The sequence below is a fragment of the Alloalcanivorax marinus genome, from assembly GCF_016785095.1.
Lineage (GTDB): Bacteria > Pseudomonadota > Gammaproteobacteria > Pseudomonadales > Alcanivoracaceae > Alloalcanivorax > Alloalcanivorax marinus_A.
The window spans coordinates 768,641-790,023 of sequence record NZ_JAEKJB010000008.1 but is presented as its reverse complement, the minus strand read 5'-3'; the positions used below and the strand labels follow the sequence as shown (position 1 = coordinate 790,023).

At 64.5% G+C, this 21,383-nt stretch carries 18 protein-coding genes; 11 read left to right on the top strand and 7 right to left on the bottom strand.

Annotated features, from left to right (window positions below):
- Positions 1 to 194: 194 nt before the first annotated feature.
- The 3 genes from JF515_RS10750 to JF515_RS10740 all read left to right on the top strand — a co-directional run bounded on the left by JF515_RS10750 (position 195) and on the right by JF515_RS10740 (position 4,040).
- Complete coding sequence (locus tag JF515_RS10750) at positions 195 to 668, top strand: peroxiredoxin (RefSeq protein ID WP_203104029.1); 474 nt, start codon at positions 195 to 197, stop codon at positions 666 to 668.
- Between the two features lie 358 nt (positions 669 to 1,026).
- Entirely contained in the window at positions 1,027 to 3,027 is a 2,001-nt protein-coding gene (locus JF515_RS10745) for a hypothetical protein (RefSeq protein WP_203104026.1), read from the top strand.
- Between the two features lie 185 nt (positions 3,028 to 3,212).
- A complete protein-coding gene (locus tag JF515_RS10740; protein ID WP_203104024.1) occupies positions 3,213 to 4,040 on the top strand; it encodes a mechanosensitive ion channel family protein in 828 nt (275 codons plus the stop codon).
- A gap of 28 nt (positions 4,041 to 4,068) precedes the next feature.
- On the opposite strand, the gene JF515_RS10735 is transcribed toward JF515_RS10740, so the two are convergent.
- Positions 4,069 to 4,410 carry a DUF3301 domain-containing protein gene (locus tag JF515_RS10735; protein ID WP_203104023.1) on the bottom strand — a complete coding sequence of 114 codons (342 nt, stop codon included), beginning with the start codon at positions 4,408 to 4,410 and terminating at the stop codon, positions 4,069 to 4,071.
- 198 nt (positions 4,411 to 4,608) lie between these two features.
- Here JF515_RS10735 and JF515_RS10730 point away from each other — a divergent pair, with 198 nt between their 5' ends.
- Positions 4,609 to 6,069 (top strand): catalase, encoded by a 1,461-nt coding sequence (locus JF515_RS10730; RefSeq protein ID WP_203104021.1) that lies wholly within the window; start codon positions 4,609 to 4,611, stop codon positions 6,067 to 6,069.
- 84 nt (positions 6,070 to 6,153) lie between these two features.
- On the opposite strand, the gene JF515_RS10725 is transcribed toward JF515_RS10730, so the two are convergent.
- Together JF515_RS10725 and JF515_RS10720 are read right to left on the bottom strand one after the other, a co-directional pair.
- Entirely contained in the window at positions 6,154 to 6,915 is a 762-nt protein-coding gene (locus JF515_RS10725) for an ABC transporter permease (protein WP_203104019.1), read from the bottom strand.
- A 1-nt stretch (position 6,916) separates the two neighbouring features.
- Positions 6,917 to 7,852, bottom strand: coding sequence for an ABC transporter ATP-binding protein (locus JF515_RS10720; RefSeq protein WP_338015201.1), 936 nt, complete (start codon positions 7,850 to 7,852; stop codon positions 6,917 to 6,919).
- A 116-nt stretch (positions 7,853 to 7,968) separates the two neighbouring features.
- Here JF515_RS10720 and soxR point away from each other — a divergent pair, with 116 nt between their 5' ends.
- Positions 7,969 to 8,454, top strand: coding sequence for a redox-sensitive transcriptional activator SoxR (soxR, locus tag JF515_RS10715; RefSeq protein WP_203104016.1), 486 nt, complete (start codon positions 7,969 to 7,971; stop codon positions 8,452 to 8,454).
- Positions 8,455 to 8,459: 5 nt separating this feature from the next.
- Here soxR and JF515_RS10710 read toward each other — a convergent pair whose 3' ends face one another.
- A complete protein-coding gene (locus JF515_RS10710; RefSeq protein ID WP_203104014.1) occupies positions 8,460 to 9,389 on the bottom strand; it encodes a hypothetical protein in 930 nt (309 codons plus the stop codon).
- A gap of 200 nt (positions 9,390 to 9,589) precedes the next feature.
- On the opposite strand from JF515_RS10710, the gene JF515_RS10705 reads away from it, so the two are divergent.
- The 6 genes from JF515_RS10705 (at position 9,590) to thpD (ending at position 17,723) form a co-directional block, all read left to right on the top strand.
- Positions 9,590 to 10,774, top strand: coding sequence for an NAD-dependent epimerase/dehydratase family protein (locus JF515_RS10705; RefSeq protein ID WP_238401024.1), 1,185 nt, complete (start codon positions 9,590 to 9,592; stop codon positions 10,772 to 10,774).
- Positions 10,775 to 10,782: 8 nt separating this feature from the next.
- Positions 10,783 to 12,396, top strand: coding sequence for a hypothetical protein (locus tag JF515_RS10700; protein WP_203104010.1), 1,614 nt, complete (start codon positions 10,783 to 10,785; stop codon positions 12,394 to 12,396).
- Positions 12,390 to 14,225, top strand: a complete 1,836-nt coding sequence (locus JF515_RS10695) for a glycosyltransferase (RefSeq protein ID WP_203104008.1) — start codon at positions 12,390 to 12,392, stop codon at positions 14,223 to 14,225. Before JF515_RS10700 ends, JF515_RS10695 begins: the two co-directional genes overlap by 7 nt.
- A gap of 96 nt (positions 14,226 to 14,321) precedes the next feature.
- The gene (locus JF515_RS10690) at positions 14,322 to 15,152 is read left to right on the top strand and encodes an HAD family hydrolase (protein WP_203104006.1); all 831 of its coding nucleotides are present in this window, start codon (positions 14,322 to 14,324) and stop codon (positions 15,150 to 15,152) included.
- Positions 15,153 to 15,236: 84 nt separating this feature from the next.
- The gene (locus JF515_RS10685) at positions 15,237 to 16,667 is read left to right on the top strand and encodes an amidase (protein ID WP_238400961.1); all 1,431 of its coding nucleotides are present in this window, start codon (positions 15,237 to 15,239) and stop codon (positions 16,665 to 16,667) included.
- Positions 16,668 to 16,787: 120 nt separating this feature from the next.
- Complete coding sequence (gene thpD, locus JF515_RS10680) at positions 16,788 to 17,723, top strand: ectoine hydroxylase (RefSeq protein ID WP_203104004.1); 936 nt, start codon at positions 16,788 to 16,790, stop codon at positions 17,721 to 17,723.
- Here the strand turns inward: thpD and mmsB are convergent.
- From mmsB to JF515_RS10665, 3 genes are all read right to left on the bottom strand, one after another.
- Complete coding sequence (mmsB, locus tag JF515_RS10675; protein ID WP_203104002.1) at positions 17,704 to 18,600, bottom strand: 3-hydroxyisobutyrate dehydrogenase; 897 nt, start codon at positions 18,598 to 18,600, stop codon at positions 17,704 to 17,706. The genes thpD and mmsB overlap by 20 nt on opposite strands.
- Positions 18,601 to 18,610: 10 nt before the next feature.
- Complete coding sequence (locus tag JF515_RS10670) at positions 18,611 to 19,762, bottom strand: acyl-CoA dehydrogenase family protein (protein WP_203104000.1); 1,152 nt, start codon at positions 19,760 to 19,762, stop codon at positions 18,611 to 18,613.
- An 80-nt stretch (positions 19,763 to 19,842) separates the two neighbouring features.
- Complete coding sequence (locus tag JF515_RS10665; RefSeq protein ID WP_203103998.1) at positions 19,843 to 21,348, bottom strand: CoA-acylating methylmalonate-semialdehyde dehydrogenase; 1,506 nt, start codon at positions 21,346 to 21,348, stop codon at positions 19,843 to 19,845.
- Between the last annotated feature and the right edge of the window lie 35 nt (positions 21,349 to 21,383).

The following is a 21,383-nucleotide window of genomic DNA, read 5'->3' as shown; positions in this document are numbered from 1 at the left end:
TGTTGTCCAGGTTCAGCTCGTCCATGCGCTGCACCAGGCGATGGGCGGCCTGCTCCGGGGTGATATGGCCGGTGGCGCCAACGGCAACACTCTTTTACGTTGCGGGCTCCGCCTGGACGGCTGGCCGGGCTCGGCGCGGCGGGCCCGGGTCTGGTACATTCGAGGTCCTTTTCCGCAAACCACAGGACACGACCATGACCATTGCCGTAGGCGACAAACTCCCCGACGTGACCATCAAGACCAACGGCGCCCAGGGCCCGGAGGATCTGTCCACCGGTGAGTTCTTCAAAGGCCGCAGGGTGGTGCTGTTCGCGGTGCCCGGCGCGTTCACCCCGGGCTGTTCCAACACCCATATGCCCGGCTTCGTGGTGCACGCCGACGAAATTCTGCAGAAGGCCGATGCCATCGCCTGCATGGCGGTGAACGATGCCTTCGTGATGGGCGCCTGGCAGGACAACCAGAACGCCGAGAAAATCACCATGCTGGCGGACGGCAACGCCGAGCTGACGAAGGCCCTGGGCCTGGAGCTGGACGCCTCCGGCGCGGGCCTGGGCCTGCGCTGTAAGCGTTTCGCGCTGATCGCCAACGATGGCGTGGTGGAATACCTGGGCGTGGACGCCAAGGGCGTGGAAGAGAGCAGCGCCGAGACCGTGCTCAAGCAGCTCTGAGCGCCACGGCCGCGTCATGAAAAACGGCGCCCGGGGCTTCCCGGGCGCCGTTTTTCATGACGCGGCGATTGTGGTTGCACGACAGTGCCAGAATGGGTGATGCCTTAACACGAAAATGGTTATAAAGAAGGGATTCTTCAGCACGTCATAATATTTTGGCCCGATCGGATCGTAAAAGACGACAAAATTGTTACACGCCGCACACCGTCCGGTTTCCTTATGTTGCGGTTGAGTGCCCCCGTAACAGCTCTTAAAGCACGGTCTACATAGTTTCATAGCCACCCTTTGTACATTCCATTCATGCATTACCGGCGCGTGGGGCGTCAGGCGATGGATTCCTTTCATGGAGGGTGGAAACATGGTCAGCTCACTGGCTAAACAACTATTACTGATTCTCATGGTGGCGGCGTTGGCCGCCTGTGGTGGCGGTGGCGGCAGCAGTGGCGGCCCCAGCGACAACGGCGGCGGCGGAAGCTCGGAAACGCCGAACACCCCGGACAATCCCGATAATCCGGATAACCCCGACAATCCGGATAACCCCGACGACCCGGACAATCCGGATGAGCCTGGCGACCCCGACGACGGTCTGGACGACGAGGAACAGGCCGAAGCGCTGTCCCTGATCGACACCAGCAACCATTTCACCGCCTCGGTTTGCCCGGGCACCGTGCTGGACGTGCCCCTGGGCAACGCCATCGACACCGTGACCTGCGAGAACGAAGCGCTGGAGAACATTTCCCTGGGCAACGACAACCTGCTCGGCCTGGTGTGCGCGGATACCGTCGCCGGCACCGACACCGCCTTGGTGGAGAGCCTGGCGGACGTGGAGTTCCTGCCCAACTGTGTGATGGAAAGCACCGTTTACCTGAAGGACACCATCACCGGCCTGCTTGATGGCACCAGCCCGGTGACCCAGGAGCTGTGCCCGGACGCGGACAACCCGGTGACCTGCGTGGTGGACGTGCTGGAAACCACGCCGGAAACCCTGCAGAGCGTGTTTACCGTGCTCGGTTGCGAGGATGCTCTGAATCCGCAGACCTGCCTGACCGGCGTGGCCAACAACCTGGCCAGCGGCGAACTGCTGATCACCACCGCCAACACCTTGTCCACCGCGGTCTGCCCGGTGGCCAGCAACGAAGGCGAGTTCGATCCTCAGGCCTGTGTCACCGAAGTGCTGCAGGGCGTGGGTTCGGTGCTCAACCTCAGTGGCCTGCCCGGCGTGGACGAAATCTGCGGTGATACCGCCGACCCGCTGACCTGTCTGCTGGCGTCCGGTGAATTGCTGGCGCCGGTCACCGATGCCCTGGGTGGCGTGCCGGTGGTGGGCGAACTGGTCAACAGCCTGATGGGCGCCATCGAAACCGACCCGGGCAACCTGGACCTGCTGGAAACCCTGCCCGGGCTACTGGCCAATATTCCGGTGCTTGGTGATCTGATCGGCGATGCCCTGGCCGGCGGTGGTGGCGGAGACGCCAACCCCTTGTTCGCCCTGCTCGAACAGCTTCAAGGCCTGCCGGAACTGGTGGCCGAGGTACCGGTGCTGGGCGATCTGCTCAATGGTCTGGCCGGTGGCGACAGCGGCGGCCTGCCCCTGGATCAGCTCGACCTGGAAGCGCTGGCCGCGGCCCTGACTAGCGGCGACTTGAGCCAGCTCAGCGCCCCGGTGCAGGAACTGCTTGATCAGGTGCCGGTACTCGGCCCGCTGGTCGGCCAATTGCTGGGCGCGGTGAACTGCGAGTCCGGCGACCCGCTTACCTGCCTGACCTCGGCCAGCGACCAGCTCGGGCAAATCGGTGACCTGGTCGGCCAGGTGCCGGTGCTGGGCGACCTGCTCAACCCCCTGATCGCGACCCTCCTGGACGCCACCGGCGGCGGTGAAGGCGGCGACCCCCTGGCCGCGCTCACCGACGCCCTGGAGCAGCTGCCGGTGGCCGGCGATCTGCTTAACCAGGTGCTCGGCACCCTGTTGGGCGGTGAAGGTGGCGTGGACCCGTCCAACCCCGGTGATCTGCTCAGCCCGGCCACCGATTTGCTCGGCCAGGTACCGGTACTCGGCGAGCTGACCACCAACCTGCTCGGCGGGTTGATGGACGGCGGCGCCCTGGAAGGCGAAGCCGGCCTGGAAAACCTGCTCGGCGGTCTGATTGGCGACAATGGCGCCCTGATTCCGGCCCTGGGTGATCTGCTGGCGCAGATTCCCGCCCTCGGCGAGCCCCTGGTGACCGTGCTGGATGCGGTGGCCGGCGATGACGGCCTGCTGGAACAGCTGCTCAACCCGATTGCCGACGTGTTGGAAGGCATTCCGGGCCTGGGTGACCTGCTCGGCGGCCTGCTGGATGGCCTGTTCGGCTGGACCTGATCCTCTTTGCCTCACTGAAGTGCTGTTATGCCCCGGCTCCGCCGGGGCTTTTTTTTGTGTAGCGGTAACGCGGTAGGAGCGACCGGGGGGCGTCATTTGTAAAATGCGGCGCGGTATCTGGACAGCGGCGCCGGGCTCCGTAAGGCTTAACGTTTTCTTCACGGCTTGAACGGAGCACGCATCTGATGGACGACTACATGGGGCAGTTGCAAACCTTCTTTAATGAGAACCTGGTGCCCTACGCCTGGAACATCATCGCCGCCCTGCTGATCTTCGTGATCGGCCTGTGGGTGGTGGCCAGGCTGAGCAAATGGCTGCAAAACCTGATGGGCAAGCGGCTGGATGGCACCATCGCCAAGTTCCTGGGGCGCATTATCCACGTCACGCTGTTCCTGTTCGTGGTAATCGCCGCCCTGGATCGTCTGGGCGTGAAGACCACCTCCCTGGTGGCCATTCTCGGCGCCGCCGGCCTGGCGGTGGGCCTGGCACTGAAGGACTCGCTGAGCAACTTCGCCGCCGGCGTCATGTTGATCCTGTTCCGTCTGTTCCGGGAGGGCCATTACGTGGAAGTGGCCGGCACCAGCGGCACGGTGAAGGAAATCCGCATTTTCGCCACGGTCCTCACCTCGCCGGACAACAAGGTCATCACGGTGCCCAACGCCGAGATCCTGTCCAACAACATCGTCAACTATTCGGAGAAGCCCACCCGCCGCGTGGACATGGTGTTCGGCGTCTCCTACGACGCCGATATGAGTCAGGTGAAAAAAATCCTCGAGGAAGTGGTGGCCGAGGACGAACGCTGCCTGAAGGACCCGGCGCCTACCATCGTGGTCGGCGAGCTGGCGGACAGCTCGGTGAATTTCCTGTGCCGGCCCTGGGTGAACAGCGCCGACTACTGGGCGGTGAAGTGGGGCATGACCGAGGAAGTGAAGCGCCGTTTCGACGCCGCCGGCATCGGCATTCCTTACCCGCAGATGGATGTGCACCTCAACAAGCTGGACGCCGAACAGTAACCACCAACCACCGTGCCGCCCGGGCCGGTCAGTGAAGCTGATCCGGCTCGTGGCTGAAACGGTGGGGCGGCAGGGTGACGCGAACGACCCGGTCGCCGGCCACCAGCGTCTCGCCCCGGTAGCGCTCGCCACCGGTGACCGTGAATTCGAACTCGTAGAACCGCCACAGGCGCAGCCGGCCTTCGCCATCACGGCGCAGGCGCAGGCGCTTGAGCCCCACGGTCTGATCCAGCAGAAGCACCTCCTCCCGCTCGCAATGCCGGCGAGTGACGCGCAGCGCCGTCTCACGGATGCGCTGCGCCCGCCAGAACAGGGCCGCTCCGATCATCAGGGCAGCCAGCAGCAGAAGGTTGGTGAGAGCCAGGTTCACGTCGGTTTCAATCCGCGGTCGTCGTTATCGGTTCATGGTAAGCGCCGCCCGCGGGGAAGGAAACCTGCACCAGCCCCCGGTGCTGAAGATCAAAATTTGTAAAGCTCGCCATGGGCCCCTTCCCGGTCCCGCGCCACCTTGAGACGTTAGGGGAATTCCCCGACAGATCATGCGGACTTCAAGGAAGGTGACAGCACCATGAGCGATCAGCATCGTAATCCGACCACCAACGACGCCGGCAACCCGGTGGCCAGCGACGAACACGCCCTCTCCGTGGGCGCCGACGGTCCCATTGTCCTCCATGACCACTACCTCATGGAGCAGATGGCCGCCTTCAACCGGGAAATGATTCCCGACCGTCAGCCCCATGCCAAGGGCGGCGGCGCCTTCGGGTATTTTCAGGTCACCCAGGACGTGAGCCGTTATACCAAGGCGAAATTTCTGCAAAAGGGCACCAGGACCGACGTGGTGATCCGTTTCTCCACCGTGGCCGGCGAGGCGGGCAGCCCGGACACCTGGCGCGACCCGCGCGGGTTCGCGGTGAAGTTCTACACCGAGGACGGCAACTTCGACATGGTCGGCAACAACACCCCGGTGTTCTTCGTGCGCGACCCGATGAAGTTTCAGCACTTCATTCACTCGCAGAAGCGTCGCGCCGACAACGGTCTGCGCGACAACGACATGCAGTGGGATTTCTGGACCCAGTCGCCGGAGTCCGCCCACCAGGTGGCCTGGCTGATGGGTGATCGGGGCGTGCCCGCCACCTGGCGGCATATGAACGGCTATTCCAGCCACACCTACATGTGGGTCAACGAGGCCGGTGAGCGGTTCTGGGTGAAGTACCACTTCAAGACCGACCAGGGCATCAAGTGCATGACCCAGGAGCAAGCCGATCAGATGGCCGGCGCCGACGCCGATTACCACCGGCGGGATCTGTTCAAGGCCATCGAGCGTGGCGATCACCCGAGCTGGACCCTGCACGTTCAGATCATGCCCTTCGAGGACGCCAAGACCTATCGCATCAACCCCTTCGACCTCACCAAGGTGTGGCCCCACGAGGACTATCCGCTGCACGAAGTGGGCAAGTTGACCCTGGACCGCAACCCCGCGGACTTCCACAGCGAGATCGAACAGGCCGCGTTCGAGCCCAACAACATGGTGCCCGGCACCGGTCTGTCACCGGACAAGATGTTGCTGGCCCGTTCGGTGTCCTACGCCGATGCCCACCGGGCAAGACTGGGCGTCAATTACAAACAGATTCCGGTGAACGAACCCAGGTGCCCGGTGCACAGCTACAGCAAGGGCGGTGCCATGCGCATCCGCAAGGTCGCCGATCCGGTGTACGCGCCCAACACCAAGGGTGGCCCGGCGGCGGACCCGCATCGTTATCCGGAGCAGGCGGTGTGGTCCGCGGACGGCGAGCTGGTGCGCGCGGCTTACACCCTTCGCCCGGACGATGGCGACTTCAACCAGGCCCACGACCTGGTCACCAAGGTCATGGATGACGCCGCCCGGGAGCGGCTGGTGAACAACGTCACCGGCCATGTGCTTGACGGCGTGGAAGAGCCGGTGCTGTCGCGGGTGTTTGAGTACTGGCGCAACATCGACCAGGACATCGGCGAGCGCATCGAAAAGGCGGTGCGCGCCAAAAAGCAATAAAGGCCCAATCCGTAGGAGTGGCTTCAGCCGCGATCCCGCGATCCGGCAATCGCGGCTGAAGCCGCTCCTACAAATATCAGGCGATCAATCGCGTAGCCGGTAACCGGTTTTGAAAATCCAGGTGATCAACCCGGCGCACACCAGCATGAACACCAGCGTCATGGCCAGGCTGACGCCAAGGTGTACGTCCGCCACACCATAGAAACTCCAGCGAAAGCCACTTACCAGATACACCACCGGATTGAACAACGTCACCGTCTGCCAGAATGGTGGCAGCATGGTCACCGAATAGAAGGTCCCGCCCAGGAAGGTCAGCGGCGTGACGATCATCATGGGAATGATCTGCAGCTTCTCGAAGCCGTCCGCCCACACCCCGATGATGAAACCGAACAGGCTGAAGGTCACCGCGGTGAGCGCCAGGAAACCGACCATGGCGAACGGGTGGGCAATCTGATAATCCACGAACAGCCGCGACGTGGCGAGAATCAGCAGGCCCAGAATGATCGACTTGCTGGCGGCGGCACCCACGTAACCGAGCACGATTTCCAGCGGTGAGATCGGCGCCGACAGTACTTCGTAGATGGTGCCGGTGAACTTGGGCATGTAGATGCCGAACGAGGCATTGGAAATGCTCTCGTTGAGCAGCATCAGCATCACCAGGCCCGGGATGATGAAGGCGCCGTAACTGATGCCGTCGATTTCCACCATGCGCGAGCCAATGGCGGAACCGAACACCACGAAATACAGGGAGGTGGAAATCACCGGCGAAGCGATACTTTGCAGCAGGGTGCGCCAGGTGCGCGCCATCTCGAACCGGTAGATGGCCTTTACGCCGTGCAGATTCATGTCAGTCTCCCTTGCCGCCGTTGTGGACCAGGTCCACGAAAATTTCCTCCAGCGAACTCTCGCGGGTGCGCAGGTCGCGGAACTCGATGCCAAGGTCAGCAAGCCGGCGAAGCAGGCCGGCCACATCGCCCTGATCGCGCCGTGCGTCGAAACGGTAAACCAGTTCGTGGCCATCCTCCTCCAGGCTCAGCGACAGCCCGTCCAGGGCTTCGGGCAGTGTCTCCAGGGGAGAGGTAAGCTGCAGGCGCAGCTCCTTGCGGCCCAGCTTTTCCATAAGATCCCGGGTCCGTTCCACCAGTATAATCCGGCCGTGGTTGATCACTCCCACCCGGTCCGCCATTTCCTCCGCCTCCTCGATATAGTGGGTGGTGAGGATGATGGTCACGCCCCGCTCGCGCAGGCCGCGTACCAGGTTCCACATATCCCGGCGCAGCTCCACGTCGACGCCGGCGGTGGGTTCATCAAGGAACAGGATGTCCGGTTCGTGGGCCAGGGCCTTGGCGATCATAACGCGCCGCTTCATGCCGCCGGACAGCGCCATGATCTTGTCCTTGCGCTTGTCCCACAGGGACAGATCGCGCAGAACCTGCTCCACATAGGCCGGATTGGCGGGTTTGCCGAACAGCCCGCGGCTGAACGTCACCGTGTCGCGCACGGTTTCGAACGCATCGGTGGACAACTCCTGGGGCACCAGGCCGATGCGCGCCCGGGCCGCCCGGTAGTCGCGGCGGATGTCATGGCCGTCGGCGAGCACGGTGCCCGAGCTGGCGTTGACGATCCCGCAGATAATGCTGATCAGCGTGGTCTTGCCGGCGCCGTTGGGGCCCAGCAAGGCGAAGATCTCTCCTTTGCGAATACTCAGGTTGATGTCACGCAGCGCGGTAAAACCGGAGTCATAGGTTTTGTTGAGCCGCTCGATCTCGATGACGTTGGACACGAAAGCTCCTTGCCAATGGGCTGGACCCGACATTCTAGAGAGGTCTTGTGAATCGGGCGAGGAGTGTGCAGCATGCAACCTAAACCATTGTTCAGGTCAATCTTCGGAGCCTTTCCATGAGCAGAGTCACCGCCGCCAACATCGACAAGGCCCTCACCGTGGGTGAAGTGGCGGAACGCAGCGGCGTGGCCGTCTCGGCGCTGCATTTCTATGAGCGCAAAGGGCTGATTCACAGCCAGCGCAGCGCCGGCAATCAACGCCGCTACCATCGTGACGTGTTGCGTCGGGTGGCGGTGATCAAGGTGGCGCAGCGCATCGGCATTCCGCTGGCGGAGGTGGCGCGGGCGCTGGCCGGTTTGCCGGAAGCACGCAGCCCCAATGCCCGGGACTGGTCACGGCTGTCGGAACGCTGGCGCCAGGAACTGGACGAACGCATCCAGCGCCTGACCCAGCTGCGTGATCAGCTTAGCGATTGCATTGGTTGTGGTTGCCTGTCGATGACCGCCTGCCGGTTACGCAACCCGGGTGATGAGTTGTCCGAGCAGGGGCCGGGCGCGCGCCGTTGGGAGGGGCCGCGAGAGCAACCCGGTGATGCCGGCTAGCGGTATCAAAGCAGCCCGATACGCAGTTCAAGACCGGCCAGGGTGCCACGGTAATCCTTGATCGACACCGTGGACAGGTTGGTTTGATAGCCGAGATAGGCGTTCAGGAAGAGGCGTTCACTCCAGGTTCTTTCCAGGCCCAGTGTCAGCCGCAGGCGGCGGTCGCGCCGCTCGCCGTCATCATAATGGCGGCTGAACAGGCCAACGCGGGGCACCAGCTCGGTCCGCTCGTCGAGGCGGCGCCGTAGTGCCAGCCGCGTGCCCGCCTCATCGTAGCTGAAGCGGTCCGCGTCCGCGGAGCGCCGCTCCACGTACAGGAAGGCGGCGCTGCGCCAGACCCGCGCCGCGCCGCGCCACAGGTGCATCATGTCCAGCAGGTATTCGCTCTGGTCGTAGCCGGGAAAAGTGTTCGCATCATTTTGTTCGCGGTAGCCGAAGCGGGTGCGAAATTGCAGGATCTGGCGAGGCGCCGGGGTCAGTCTGAGCGCTGGGGCCAGCCGTATCCGTGAATAGACTTCCCGGGCGGGGTCGCGGGCGTGGCGCGCCTCGGCGGCGAAACGGAACTGATCCCAGGGTCCGTGTCGCCATGGCGCGGCATGCAACAGAGCGGCATCGTAGAACAGACGATCATTGTTGTCGGCATCCGGAAATCGTTCGCGCATGACACCAAGATCGACCCGGGTCCAGCGTCCGGCCTGGCCGTCGAAACGCCGCCATGCGTTCAGGCCGTAACCGAAACGTGTCTCGATACGCAGGTCTTCCGGGCCCAGGTCGTAAAGCGGGGCGCGGCCGGCCTGCAGCAGCGCGTCGAGGTGCCAGTCCTGGTCGGCCCTTGCCACGGAGGACGGACCAAGGGCAACCAGCAGCAGAGTCGCGAACCAGGTTCGCCGGAAAGCGGGTCTGTTGGTAACGCCTTCACGTTTCCCTCCCTTCATTCCTTATAAAACCTCCATGAAAAAAGTCGCAAATTATTTCGCCGGGGTTTTACGGCAAGCGGCTGGACCAATATCGGTAAAGCGGCTGCTCTTCGCACGCGAAGGCAATATATATATGATCCCCGTCCGCTGAAAGCTCGCTGTTTTTTTGTTTTATGAAAATAAATTGTTATTAAGAGGTTGATGTGTCGCGTTCCGTAATGGTGTTGGGTGGCGATGGTTTTTGTGGTTGGCCCACCGCGTTGTCGCTGTCCAGCCGGGGGTGCGATGTAACCATCATTGATAATCTTTCCCGTCGGGGGATCGATGCTGAATTGCAGGTGTCGAGCCTGACACCGATCACTTCGATGGAAGAACGTCTGATCGCCTGGGAAGAGGTGTCGGGTAAACGCATAGCGTTCCACAATCTGGATATCGCTCGGGACTACGAGGGGCTGCGGGAGGTTCTTGACCGCCGCCGGCCGGAGGCCATCGTCCACTTTGCCGAGCAGCGCGCCGCGCCCTATTCCATGAAGTCGCCGCGAACCAAACGCTACACCATGGATAACAACATCAGCGCGACGCACAACCTGCTGGTGGCGCTGGTCGATCTGCAACTCGACAGTCACCTGGTGCACCTCGGCACCATGGGCGTTTACGGTTACGACCAGGCGGACACGGAAATTCCGGACGGTTATCTGGACGTCAAGATGCCTGGCCCCGGGGGCGAATGGCAGGATCGCCAGATCCTGTTCCCCACCACTCCGGGCAGCGTCTATCACCTGACCAAATCCATGGATCACCTGATGCTGCAGTTCTACGCTCGCAACGATGGGCTGCGCATCACCGACCTGCATCAGGGCATTGTCTGGGGCACTCAGACCGAAGAGACCCGGAAGGACCCGCGATTGGTTAATCGCTTTGACTACGACGGCGATTACGGAACCGTGCTTAACCGCTTTTTGATGCAGGCGGCGATCGGCCACCCGCTGACCGTGCACGGTTGTGGCGGGCAGACCCGCGCTTTCATCAATATTCAGGACACTACTCGCTGCATCGGCATCGCTCTGGACAATCCGCCTTGCCGGGGCGAGCGCGTGCAGATTTTCAATCAGGTGGCGGAGACCCTGCAGGTGCAGGGCCTCGCCGAGCTGGTGGCCGAACTGACCGGCGCCGACATCGCTCACGTCCCCAACCCGCGCAAGGAAGCCGCGAAGAATCATCTTTGTGTTTCCAACGCTGGTTTTCGCAGTCTCGGCTTTGAGCCGATCCTGTTGCGTGAGCAGTTGTTGGAGGAAACCGTCGAGATCGCCCGGCATTACCAGGCACGTTGCGTGGAAGAAGCGATCCCGGCCCGCTCGCTGTGGACCCCGGACAACCAATCCGGTGTTCTCGAAGGGGAGTAACCGGAATCATGAATGAGTTCGTGCGGCTGATCGCGCTGGCCATTGTCACCTTTCTGGTCGCCATGGTGGTAACCATCATTTCCAACCCGGATCTGGCCCGCGCGGTGGCGGCCCGGGTCGGGTTCGAGTATGGCGTTGACGATGAATTCGGCGCGCGCATGCCCGTACCTTTGATCGCTGGCGAGCAGGTGCTGCCGGTGCGCCGTCCGCGCCCGGATCATTGGGTGGGCGTGGCCGGTTTTCCCGACAGCGCGGAAGTGCGTTTCCCGCTGCCGCCGGATACCGGCGTGGTGGAGGGGCAGCTGCAACTGGTGCTCAATAGCCAGATGGTGGAGGGCGGGGACGGGCAGCTTTCCGTCTGGATCAACGGCGTGGAACGGGACGTGGTGGTGATCCGGCCTGGCGAGGAACGGCGCACCCTGGTGTACCGGCTCTCCGACCTGGACCTGAGCGGCGCCGCGGTAAGGGTACGGCTTAGCGGCGCCGGCAGTACCAACCGGGGACGAATCTGTCCCGCGCACACTACCGACCTGGGCGTGGCGGTGGAGATTGATCCGGCCAGCGCTTTGATGCTCGATCTCGGCGAGCGCCGGCTGGGGGCCGATGGCGTGCTGGCCACCCGGGTGGCGCCCCTGTGGCTGGCGGGCGCCGGGGATGACGAGGCCGGCGCCATGGCGCTCTGGGCGGCGCAATACCTGCCCCGCCTGGGCGTGCCGGCGGGGCTCGATGACCGGCCCGGGTCGGTGCGGCTGGAGGCGGGGGCGACCTCTCTGCTTACTCTGGACCGGGACGGCGGAGTGCGCGTCCAGGCGTCGCCGGACGGCATTGACCGGGTGGCCCGATTGCGCGGTGGCGCCCTCCCGCCGCTGTACCAGGCGCGGTGGCCGGTCTCCGCCACCGTGCTGGGGGCGGACACGGATACCCTCAGCTTTCGTGGCAGCCGCCGCTGGACACTGAACTATCGCCTCGCCGATCTGCCGGGGGGCATCGCGCCGGATCGGCTCGATCTGGCGTTGGCGGTGAGCCGCCTTCCGGAGCCCAACGACTGGAATTTGCGTGTCACCCTGAACGGGGCGCTGGTGCACTCCTCCAGCGCCGATGGGCGCGGGGATCGTATCGAGCGCGCCGTGCCGCTGCCGGCCTGGCGCCAGGCGCTGACCAACACCATCGAAATCACCCTGGTGGACCCGACGCCGAATCAGGGTATTTGCCGCGCCGGCGCGGATGCCGCGGCCCAGCTTCTGGCCGCCAGTGAAATGCACTGGGTGGGCGCCGATCCGGTCAATCCCCGCGAGGCGTTGGTGCGCTCGCTGGCAACCGCCGATACCGTCAGCCTGGTGGTTCCCTCCACGCTGAAGCCGGCCATCTCCCGGTCCGCGTCGGCGCTGCTCGGCCAGATCCTGCCATTGCACACGCGACCGGAAAGCGGTGGCGCCGGCCCGCGCATCACGGTGCTGGACGCCGAGACCCTTGATCAGCACCCGGAACGGGACCTCGTCACCCGTTTCCTGGTCCGCGGTGGCCTGGCCGGCCAGCCCGGGGCCAGGGTGGAGCGGCTTGAATCGGGGCAGTCGTTGCCCGCCCCCGCTCCGGGTGAAGCCGCGCTGTTGATCGAATGGTGAATCGCGGCGCGCCACCATCGAGTCATCACAAGGCGCTGTCGCGGGAGCAGTTTGCCTCGGTGGACAGCGCGCCGCGCCGGTTAACCCGGCGCGTGCCCGTGCATGCCGGCGTCCAGGTACTGAGCGTTACCCTGATCCTGGCGATGATCGGCACCTGTCTGCTGCACCAGGTGCCTGCTCTGATCCGCCTCTTTCCGGAAGGCGACCTGTATCTGTCCCGCTATGAGGGTGCGTACACCATCCCGATACGGCTGTTCCTGTTCAGCTTTTACATCGCCTACGCCAGTGCCATGGCGGCCTCGATAAAGGGGCGCGTGCTGTATGCCGTGGACCTGTGTCTGACCTTCGCCCTGGTGTGCGTGATTTTTGACTGCCTGGCGTTGCTGGCGCGGCTGCACCTGGGTGTTCCGATGCATCTCTACATGGCTCTGCCGATTTCGGGGCTGGCCGGGCTGTTGATTTTTTCCGCGCGTATTCTTCGTCACGGTGACATGCCCCGCCGCGATGACAGTCCGTTGCGCAAGCGGATTCATCCCACCCAGTTCCTGGTGGCGTCGGCCACCGTGTCGCTGGCGGCGGGTTGGTCCATGGCGGTGGCGCGGCAGGAGCTGAGCGGCGTGGAGCAATTGCGTCATCTGGCATTGCTGGGCGGCATCGGTACCGGTGTGTTCCTGTTCCTGCCGTTGCTGTTTGTGTTGCTGAACTGGGTGGCGGCGTTTCATGCGCTGCTGTTCCCGCCGGGCCGGTTCGCGCCGCCGTTGACGGTGATCGTGCCGGCCCATAACGAAGCGCACATCATTGCCGAGACCATCGCCTGCCTGGATGCCGCCGCCCTCCGGTATGACAACAGCGTGCTGTTGCTGGTGGTGGACAATAACTCCCACGATGGCACCGGAGAGGTGGCGCGCGCCGCGCTGGCCAGCGCGCGCAAGATCCAGGGGCGCGTGGTGATCGAGCGGGAGCCGGGTAAGGCCCATGCCCTGAACCGGGGCGTGGCGGAAACGGACACCGAGTTCGTGGTGCGCATCGATGCCGATTCCCAGGTGTCGCCGGAGGCGCTGGCCCGGGTCATGCGGCACTTCTCCAATCCTTTGGTGGCGGTGGTCGGTGGGCTGGCACTGTCTCCCGGCGGCGGTCTCTTCGACGGCGTGCGCATGCTTGAGGTGATTCTCAAGGTGGGCCTGGACCAGGTTGCCTACGGCGCGGCGGATGCCATCATCGGCATCCCCGGAATGTTCGTGGCCTACCGCATAAAAGCACTGCGCGCGGTGGGCGGGTTCGCCAGCAACATGAACGGCGAGGACACCGACGCGGCGACGCGAATCGGCGAATCCGGCTGCCGGTTGGTGGTCGATCCCACCGCTACCTTCGTGTCGGAGGTGCCGCGCACCTTCGAGCACATGCGCGAGCAGCGCCACCGCTGGTTCCGCTCGTTGTTTCATGTCATGGCCCGCAACCGTCAGCATTTCCAGATGCGTAATTTTTCCATTCGCAGCAAGCTGCTCATGCCCTACATGCTGATCAACACCGCGCGGCGGGCCATCGCCCTGCCGTTTTTGTTGTTCGCGCTGCTGTTCCTGCTGATGTCGCCGGACCCGCGTAGCACCATCAGCACCCAGGCCATCCTCGCGTTTTTGATGGGCGCGCCGATGGTCATGGTCATTTTCTCCGCGCTGGTGATGCTGCGATTCCGGGCGCTGCTGAGCCTGCCGCAGTATCTGCTGTTCCGGATGTACCGCTCCTACCTGACCCTGGAATCGATGCTCTCGATCACCTTCAACGGTTTCAGCGAGCGATGCCAGTCCCGGCGTGCCCGGCGTCGGCGCTGAACCGGCCCGGCGACCGCCGGCGCGGCGCATCAAGTGTGCTACCGTTAGGTCTCCGGCATGGCACCCGTGCCGGTGGGCACAAGGAGACCCGCGACCATGAGTATCCTGCAATTGCCACACGCGCCGCCGGCGGCCGTTCTGATCGACTGGCACGCCACCCTGGTGGATACCCACGACGCCATGTACCACGCGGTGGACGATGTTCTGCCGCGCCTGGAGGAGCTGGGCCTGTGGGAGCGGCTGCTGACGCCGGAGCAGTCCAAGACCATCGAGGACGCCAAGCTGGTCAAGTACGTGCGTGAGCATCATCGCCTGCACCCCAAGATCACCGCCCAGCGCAAGATTTCCCGCACCGATATCTTCGAGGTGCTGTTCGGCGCCGACGGCGACGCCAAACGCCGCATTCACCGGGCTTTCGACGAGTGCTACAAGAACTACGTGGATGAAGTGCATCCCCTGGAGCCGGACATTCGCGTGCACCTGGAGCGATTGCGCGCCGCCGGCGTGCCGGTGGGCGTGATCTCCAATCGCAAGCGGGACTTTTTTGAACACGAACTGGCCATTGTCGACGGCACCGGCTGGCGGGATCTGTTTGACGTCACCGTGTGTGGCGATGACGTGGCGCACCGCAAACCGGCCCCGGACATGCTCTTCAAGGCGCTGACGGAACTCGGCCTGGAACCTTCCGAGCGTTGCTGGTACGCCGGCGACAGCACCACCGATGTGATCGCCGCCAAGGACGCCGGTGTCACGGCGATCTTTTACAACGGCGCGCACTGGTCCCAGAGCTGGCTGGACAAGATCTTTCCCGGCACGGTGAGCCATCCGCACCGTCCGGACGCGGTGGTTGACAGCATCGGCGAGCTCACCCAGTTGGCGCGCCGGATGCTGGCCAACGGCAAGCGGGTGGAGAGGGCGCGGGCCTGACCGCGAATTGGCCCGTTCTGAATTTGGCACCATGGTACAGTCCCGGCTCCTGGCGACATCGAATAACACTAAGGAGCCTCGACCATGGGAACCCCAATGAATGACCCGAGCTGGCGCCTGCACGCCTTCACCGACGACGCTCTGGGCGAGGACGACGCCACCGCGCTGGCGGAGCGAATCCGCCGTGGTGAGCGGAGTGCAAAGGAAGTGGCGGAAGCGGCCCTGGAACGCATCGGTCGGGTGAACCCGGTGCTTCAGGCGGTGGCCTGCCAGGCCTGGGACCGGGCCGTTGGCGAAGCCGCCCGGCCCGGTCGGGGCGCGTTCGCCGGCGTGCCCACCCTGATCAAGGACAACATCGATGTGGCGGGCATGCCCAGCGGCCATGGGTCGCGAGCCGTGCGGCCGCGGGTGATGGAAAAGGACAGTGACTTCGCCCGCCAGTTTCTCGACCAGGGCTTTACCCTGTTGGGCAAAAGCCGGCTGCCGGACTTCGGTTTCAGCGCCAGCACCGAGTTCATGGATCAGCCCCCGACCCGCAACCCCTGGCACACCGACTATTCCTCCGGCGCTTCTTCCGGTGGCGCCGCCGCTCTGGTGGCCGCCGGGGCCTTGCCCATCGCTCATGGCAACGACGGCGGCGGCTCGATCCGTATTCCCGCCGCCTGCTGTGGCCTGGTGGGCCTTAAACCCACCCGTGGCCGGCTGGTGAAATCGGAAGCCTCCCAGGCCCTGCCGGTGGATCTGATCGGCGAGGGCGTGTTGACCCGCAGCGTGCGGGACACGGCCCGTTTCTTCGCCGCCGCCGAGCGCTACTACCGCAACCCCGCGTTGCCGGCCATCGGCGACGTCACCGTCCCGGGCAAACGGCGTCTCAAGGTCGGGCTGGTGGTGGATTCCATCACCGGTCGCGCCACCGATGCCGAGACCCGGGCGGCGGTGGAAGACGCCGCCCGCCTGCTGGCGGATCTGGGGCATCATGTGGAGGAGGCGCCGATTCCCCTGAAGCCGTCGTTCATCGACGACTTCGTCACCTACTACGGCATGATGGCGTTCATGGTGCGCACCTTCGGCAAGCGGCTGTTCGGGCCCGGCTTCGACCGTGCCCGGCTGGACGATCTGACCCTGGGGCTGGCCGCCCATTACCGCAAGCGCATGCTCAAAACACCGGCGGTGCTTTACCGGCTGCGGCGCAGCTGGCGGGAGTACGCCCGCGCCTTTGACGATTACGATGTGGTGCTCACGCCGGTACTGGCCCACACCACGCCCGAACTCGGCTACCTGAGCCCCACCCAGCCGTTCGAAACCCTGATCGAACGGCTGATCCACTACGCCAGCTTTACCCCGGCCAACAACGCCTCCGGCAGCCCGGCGATCTCCCTGCCCCTGGGGGCCACGGCGCAAGGGCTGCCCATCGGCGTGCAACTGGCGGCGGTGCAGGGCGGCGAGCGTACCCTGCTGGAGCTGGCCTACGAGGTGGAGGCGGCCCGCCCCTGGCGACGCATTCAGGACGCCTGATCGCGCCCCTTGAAACCGCTTTCAGCGTCTTTATATTCACTCCGCGAGGTCGGTTCCGGGATCCCTGAGCCGGCTTTAACATCGTTGCCAATCTGATTCCAAATCTCAGGAGGTGATTTGATGTCAGCGCAGACGCAAGCCCGCCCCGCCCAGGTCGACGCTCGGCGGGATGATCCATACCCCACTCGCCTGTCTCGTCGCCCGGACCTGCCTTGGCTGAGCCGTCGCGAGCCGGTGGTCAAGGGCCGGCCCGAGGACGGACCACTGAGCCGGTCGCAACTGGATGAGTTTGAACGTCGGGGCTTTCTGTTCGAGCCCGGTTTCCTGGACGAACGGGAAGTCGCGGACCTTACCGGTGCCCTGCATGAGCTGCTTGGTCGTGATGACTTCCGAGGCCGCGATTTCAGTGTTACGGAACCGGGCAGTAAGGAAATTCGCTCCCTGTTCGCCGTGCATGTCTTGTCTGAACGATTTCGCGAACTCGCCGAGGATCCGCGCCTGCTCGGTCGGGTACGCCAGATTCTTGGCGGCGACGTTTACGTGCACCAGTCCCGCATCAATTACAAGCCCGGTTTCCATGGCAAGGGCTTCAACTGGCATTCGGATTTCGAGACCTGGCATGCCGAGGACGGGATGCCCGCCATGCACGCGGTGAGTGCCTCCATCGTGCTCACCGACAATCACGCCTTCAATGGGCCGCTGATGCTGATCCCCGGCTCACATAAGGTGTTCGTACCTTGCCTGGGAGAAACCCCGGACGACCATCACAAGCAGTCCTTGAAAACCCAGGAGTTCGGCGTGCCCGATAACCAGGTGCTCCGCGAGCTGATCGACCGGGGCGGCATCGAGGCGCCTACCGGCAAAGCCGGCGGTTTGCTCCTGTTCGATTGCAACACCCTGCACGGGTCCAACGCCAATATGTCGCCGGATCCACGCAGTAATGTGTTTTTCGTCTACAACCGCCGTGACAATGTCTGCGTGACGCCCTACGGGGCCCGTCGTCGGCGGCCCTGGTTCCTGGCCCACGAGCCCGGCGCTAGTCGTCCTTGCGCTTGAACTGGGCCAGGATGCTGGAGAAGTCCTTGTCGCCATGGCCCTGGTTGGCGTGGCCGGCGTACAGGCTGCGCGCCAGGGCGCCCATGGGCGTGGCCGAGCGGCTGGCCAGGGCGGCGGTGAGGGCCAGGCCCAGATCCTTGTTCATCAGATTGACGCCGAAGCCGCCCTCGTAGTTATTGGACGAGGGCACATTGGGCATCACCCCGGGCCAGGGGTTGTACACCTGCAGTGACCAGTTGTTGCCGGAACTGGCCTTCATGATCTCCGACAGCACCGCCGGATCAAGACCATGGTCGGCGCCCAGTTGCAGCGCCTCGGCGGTGCCGATCATGTGTACCGCCAGCAGCATGTTGTTGCAGATTTTCGCCACCTGGCCGGCGCCGCTGTCGCCGGCGCGGAACACATTCTTGCCCATGCATTCGAGTATCGGGCGGGCCTGTTCCACCGCCGCCTCCGGACCGCCGCAGATAAAGGTCAGGGTCCCGGCCCTGGCGCCGCCCACGCCGCCGGACACCGGCGCGTCGATCATGGCGAGACTCCGTTGGGCCGCCGCGTCCGCCACCCGGCGGCTGGTGTCCGCGTCGATGGTGGAGCAGTCGATGATCAGGGTATCCGCGGCGATGCGTTCCAGTAGCCCGGGCTCGTCGCCGCCCAGATAGAGGCCGGTGACCGCCGCCGCCGAGGGCAGCATGCTGATCACCACCTCGGCGCCTTCCACCGCCCGCGCCGGTGAATCGGTGGTGTGCACGCCGCCTTCCTCGGCGGCCACCAGCAGGGCCGGTACCAGATCGAAGGCGGTGACGTCGTGGCCGGCGGCGGCCAGATTGGCGGCCATCGGGCCGCCCATGTTGCCGACACCGAAAAATCCGATCTTCATGTTTTTCTCCTTATAAAAATGACAAGTCCTTGAGCACCCGGCGGGCGATGATCACCCGCATGATTTCGTTGGTGCCCTCCAGAATCTGATGCACCCGGCTGTCACGCACATAACGTTCCAGCGGGTACTCCTTGATGTAGCCGTAGCCACCGTGCAGCTGCAGCGCCTGATTGCAGACGTCGAAACACAGATCGGTGGCGAGCCGCTTGGCCATGGCGCAGTAGGTGCTTTTGTCCGCGTCGCCCTGATCAAGCTTCCAGGCCGCCAGGCGCACCATCTGTTGCGCCGCCACCAGATGGGTGGCCATATCCGCCAGGGCGAACTGGGTGTTCTGGAACTCGGCGATGGGCTGGCCAAACTGCTTGCGCTCGCCTACGTAGCCCTGGGCCTGGGTGAGCGCGGCGGTGGCGGCGCCCAGGGAGCAGCTGGCGATGTTGATGCGGCCGCCGTCCAGGCCGGCCATGGCGATGCGGAAGCCCTGGCCCTCGTCGCCGATGCGCTGGTCCGTCGGCACCCGCACGTTCTCCAGAGTAATGGCCCGGGTGGGCTGGCTCTTCCAGCCCATTTTTTCCTCGTTGCGGCCATAGCTGACGCCGGGCGCGTCCGCCGGGATCGCGAAGCAGGAAATGCCGCCGGCGCCGGCGCCGCCGGTGCGCGCCATCAGCACCAGCACATCGGTGTCGCCGGCGCCGGAGATGAACACCTTGGCACCGTTGATGACATAGTCATCACCGTCGCGCTTCGCCGTGGTGGCCAGGGAGGCGGCGTCGGAGCCGGCGTTGGGTTCGGTGAGGCAGTAGGAGGCCAGCGCCTCGCCGCTGATCAGTGGCGCCGCCCAGCGTGCCCGCACCGCGTCGCCGCCGAAGCGGGTCAGCATCCAGGTGGCCATGTTATGGATGGTGATAAAGGCGGTGGTGGAGGTGCAGCCGGCGGCCAGTTGCTCGAACACCAGCGCCGCGTCCAGCCGGCTCAGTCCCAGACCGCCATGTTCCTCGTCGCAGTACAGGGCGCAGAAGCCCAGCTCGCCGGCGCGGCGGATGGTGTCCTTGGGAAACACACTGCCGGCGTCCCAATCGGCGGCGAATGGCGCCAGTTCCTTATCGGCGAACTGGCGCGCGGTGTCCCGGAACGCCAGTTGCTCTTCGGTGAAGGCGAAATCCACGTTATTGATCCTCGGGATTCGCGGCTGAAGCCGCTCCTGCAATGGGGGAGCCCCCGTAGGAGCGGCTTGCGCCGCGATTCTTATTTCAGGTTAATGGTCATGTTCGGTCCGCCGTGGGCGGCGTCCGGAATGTCGTCATCGAACCAGCGGCTGGTGACGGTCTTGGTTTCGGTATAGAAGCGCACCGCCTGTTTGCCGTAGGCGTGCTGGTCGCCGTAGAAGGACCCCTTCCAGCCGGTGAAGCTGAAGAACGGCAGCGGCACCGGAATCGGCACGTTGATGCCCACCTGGCCCACCTCGATGCCGTGCTGGTAGCGGCGCGCGGCGGCGCCGCTGGCGGTGAAGATGGAGGTGCCGTTGCCATAGGGGCTGTTGTTCACCAGCTCGATGGCCTCCTCCAGGGTGTCCACGCACACGCAGCACAACACCGGGCCGAAGATCTCCTCCCGGTAGAGGGCCATCTCCGGCTTCACGTCGGTGAACAGGGTGGGGCCCACCCAGTTGCCATCCGGCAGGCCGTCCACGCTGCAGTCGGAGCCGTCCAGCAGACAGGTGGCGCCTTCCTCCTTGCCCTGCTTGATCAGGTCCAGCACCCGGTCCCGGGCCTTGGCGCTGATCTGCGGGCCATAGGCGGCCTTGTCATCGTCCCAGGCGCCGGGCCGGATGGCGGCGAACTCGTCTTTCAGTTCCTCGATCCACTGTTGGGAATCGCCCACGAACACCGCCACGCTGATGGCCATGCAGCGCTGCCCGGCGGCGCCGCAGGCGGAACCCACCAGGTTGCTGATCACCTGGTCCTTGCGGGCATCGGGCATCACCACCATGTGGTTCTTCGCGCCGGCGAAGCACTGGGCGCGCTTGAGGTGATCGGTGGCGGTGCGATAAACGTGCTGGCCCACCGGCACCGAGCCGACGAAGGACACTGCCTTGATGTCCGGATGAGTGAGCAGGGTATCCACCTGCTGCTTGCCGCCGTGGATCACCTGTAACAGGTTTTTGGGGGCGCCGGCATCCAGGAACAGCTCGGCGAGAATGTTGGGTGTCATCGGGTCCTGCTCGGAGGGCTTGAGCACGAAGCTGTTGCCGCAGGCGATCGCCATGGGGAACATCCACAGTGGAATCATCGCCGGGAAGTTGAACGGGGTGATGCCGGCGCACACCCCCAGCGGCTGGGTCCAGGAATGGCTGTCGATGCCCCGCGCCACGTTCTCCACGGTCTCGCCCATCATCAGCGAGGCGATGTTGGCGGCGTGCTCCACTACTTCGATGCCGCGCCACACGTCGCCCTTGGCATCGGCGAACACCTTGCCGGTTTCTTTCGCCAGCACCTCGGCGATCTCGTCGTGGCGCTCCTTGAGCAAGTGCTGGTAACGCAGCATCAGCCGTGCCCGCTCGGACACTGGCACCTCGCGCCACTCCAGAAAGGCCGCCTTGGCGGCGGCGATGGCGCGTTCCATTTCGGCGGCGGTGGCCGCCGGCGCTTCGCACAATACTTCCTGGGTAGCCGGGTTGGTCACCGGGATCCAGGTGTCGGTGTCACTGGGGCGGAATTCACCGTCGATCAATTGGGGCAGTCGGGTGGTCATGGGGCTCTCCATCATTATTGGCCGTATAGGGAAGC

Coding starts and splice junctions, on each gene's coding strand:
- JF515_RS10750 (WP_203104029.1), top strand. CDS start 195: ATGACCATTGCCGTAGGCGACAAACTCCCCGACGTGACCATCAAGACC.
- JF515_RS10745 (WP_203104026.1), top strand. CDS start 1,027: ATGGTCAGCTCACTGGCTAAACAACTATTACTGATTCTCATGGTGGCG.
- JF515_RS10740 (WP_203104024.1), top strand. CDS start 3,213: ATGGACGACTACATGGGGCAGTTGCAAACCTTCTTTAATGAGAACCTG.
- JF515_RS10730 (WP_203104021.1), top strand. CDS start 4,609: ATGAGCGATCAGCATCGTAATCCGACCACCAACGACGCCGGCAACCCG.
- JF515_RS10725 (WP_203104019.1), bottom strand. CDS start 6,915: ATGAATCTGCACGGCGTAAAGGCCATCTACCGGTTCGAGATGGCGCGC.
- soxR (WP_203104016.1), top strand. CDS start 7,969: ATGAGCAGAGTCACCGCCGCCAACATCGACAAGGCCCTCACCGTGGGT.
- JF515_RS10710 (WP_203104014.1), bottom strand. CDS start 9,389: ATGAAGGGAGGGAAACGTGAAGGCGTTACCAACAGACCCGCTTTCCGG.
- JF515_RS10705 (WP_238401024.1), top strand. CDS start 9,590: ATGGTGTTGGGTGGCGATGGTTTTTGTGGTTGGCCCACCGCGTTGTCG.
- JF515_RS10700 (WP_203104010.1), top strand. CDS start 10,783: ATGAATGAGTTCGTGCGGCTGATCGCGCTGGCCATTGTCACCTTTCTG.
- JF515_RS10695 (WP_203104008.1), top strand. CDS start 12,390: ATGGTGAATCGCGGCGCGCCACCATCGAGTCATCACAAGGCGCTGTCG.
- JF515_RS10690 (WP_203104006.1), top strand. CDS start 14,322: ATGAGTATCCTGCAATTGCCACACGCGCCGCCGGCGGCCGTTCTGATC.
- JF515_RS10685 (WP_238400961.1), top strand. CDS start 15,237: ATGGGAACCCCAATGAATGACCCGAGCTGGCGCCTGCACGCCTTCACC.
- thpD (WP_203104004.1), top strand. CDS start 16,788: ATGTCAGCGCAGACGCAAGCCCGCCCCGCCCAGGTCGACGCTCGGCGG.
- mmsB (WP_203104002.1), bottom strand. CDS start 18,600: ATGAAGATCGGATTTTTCGGTGTCGGCAACATGGGCGGCCCGATGGCC.
- JF515_RS10665 (WP_203103998.1), bottom strand. CDS start 21,348: ATGACCACCCGACTGCCCCAATTGATCGACGGTGAATTCCGCCCCAGT.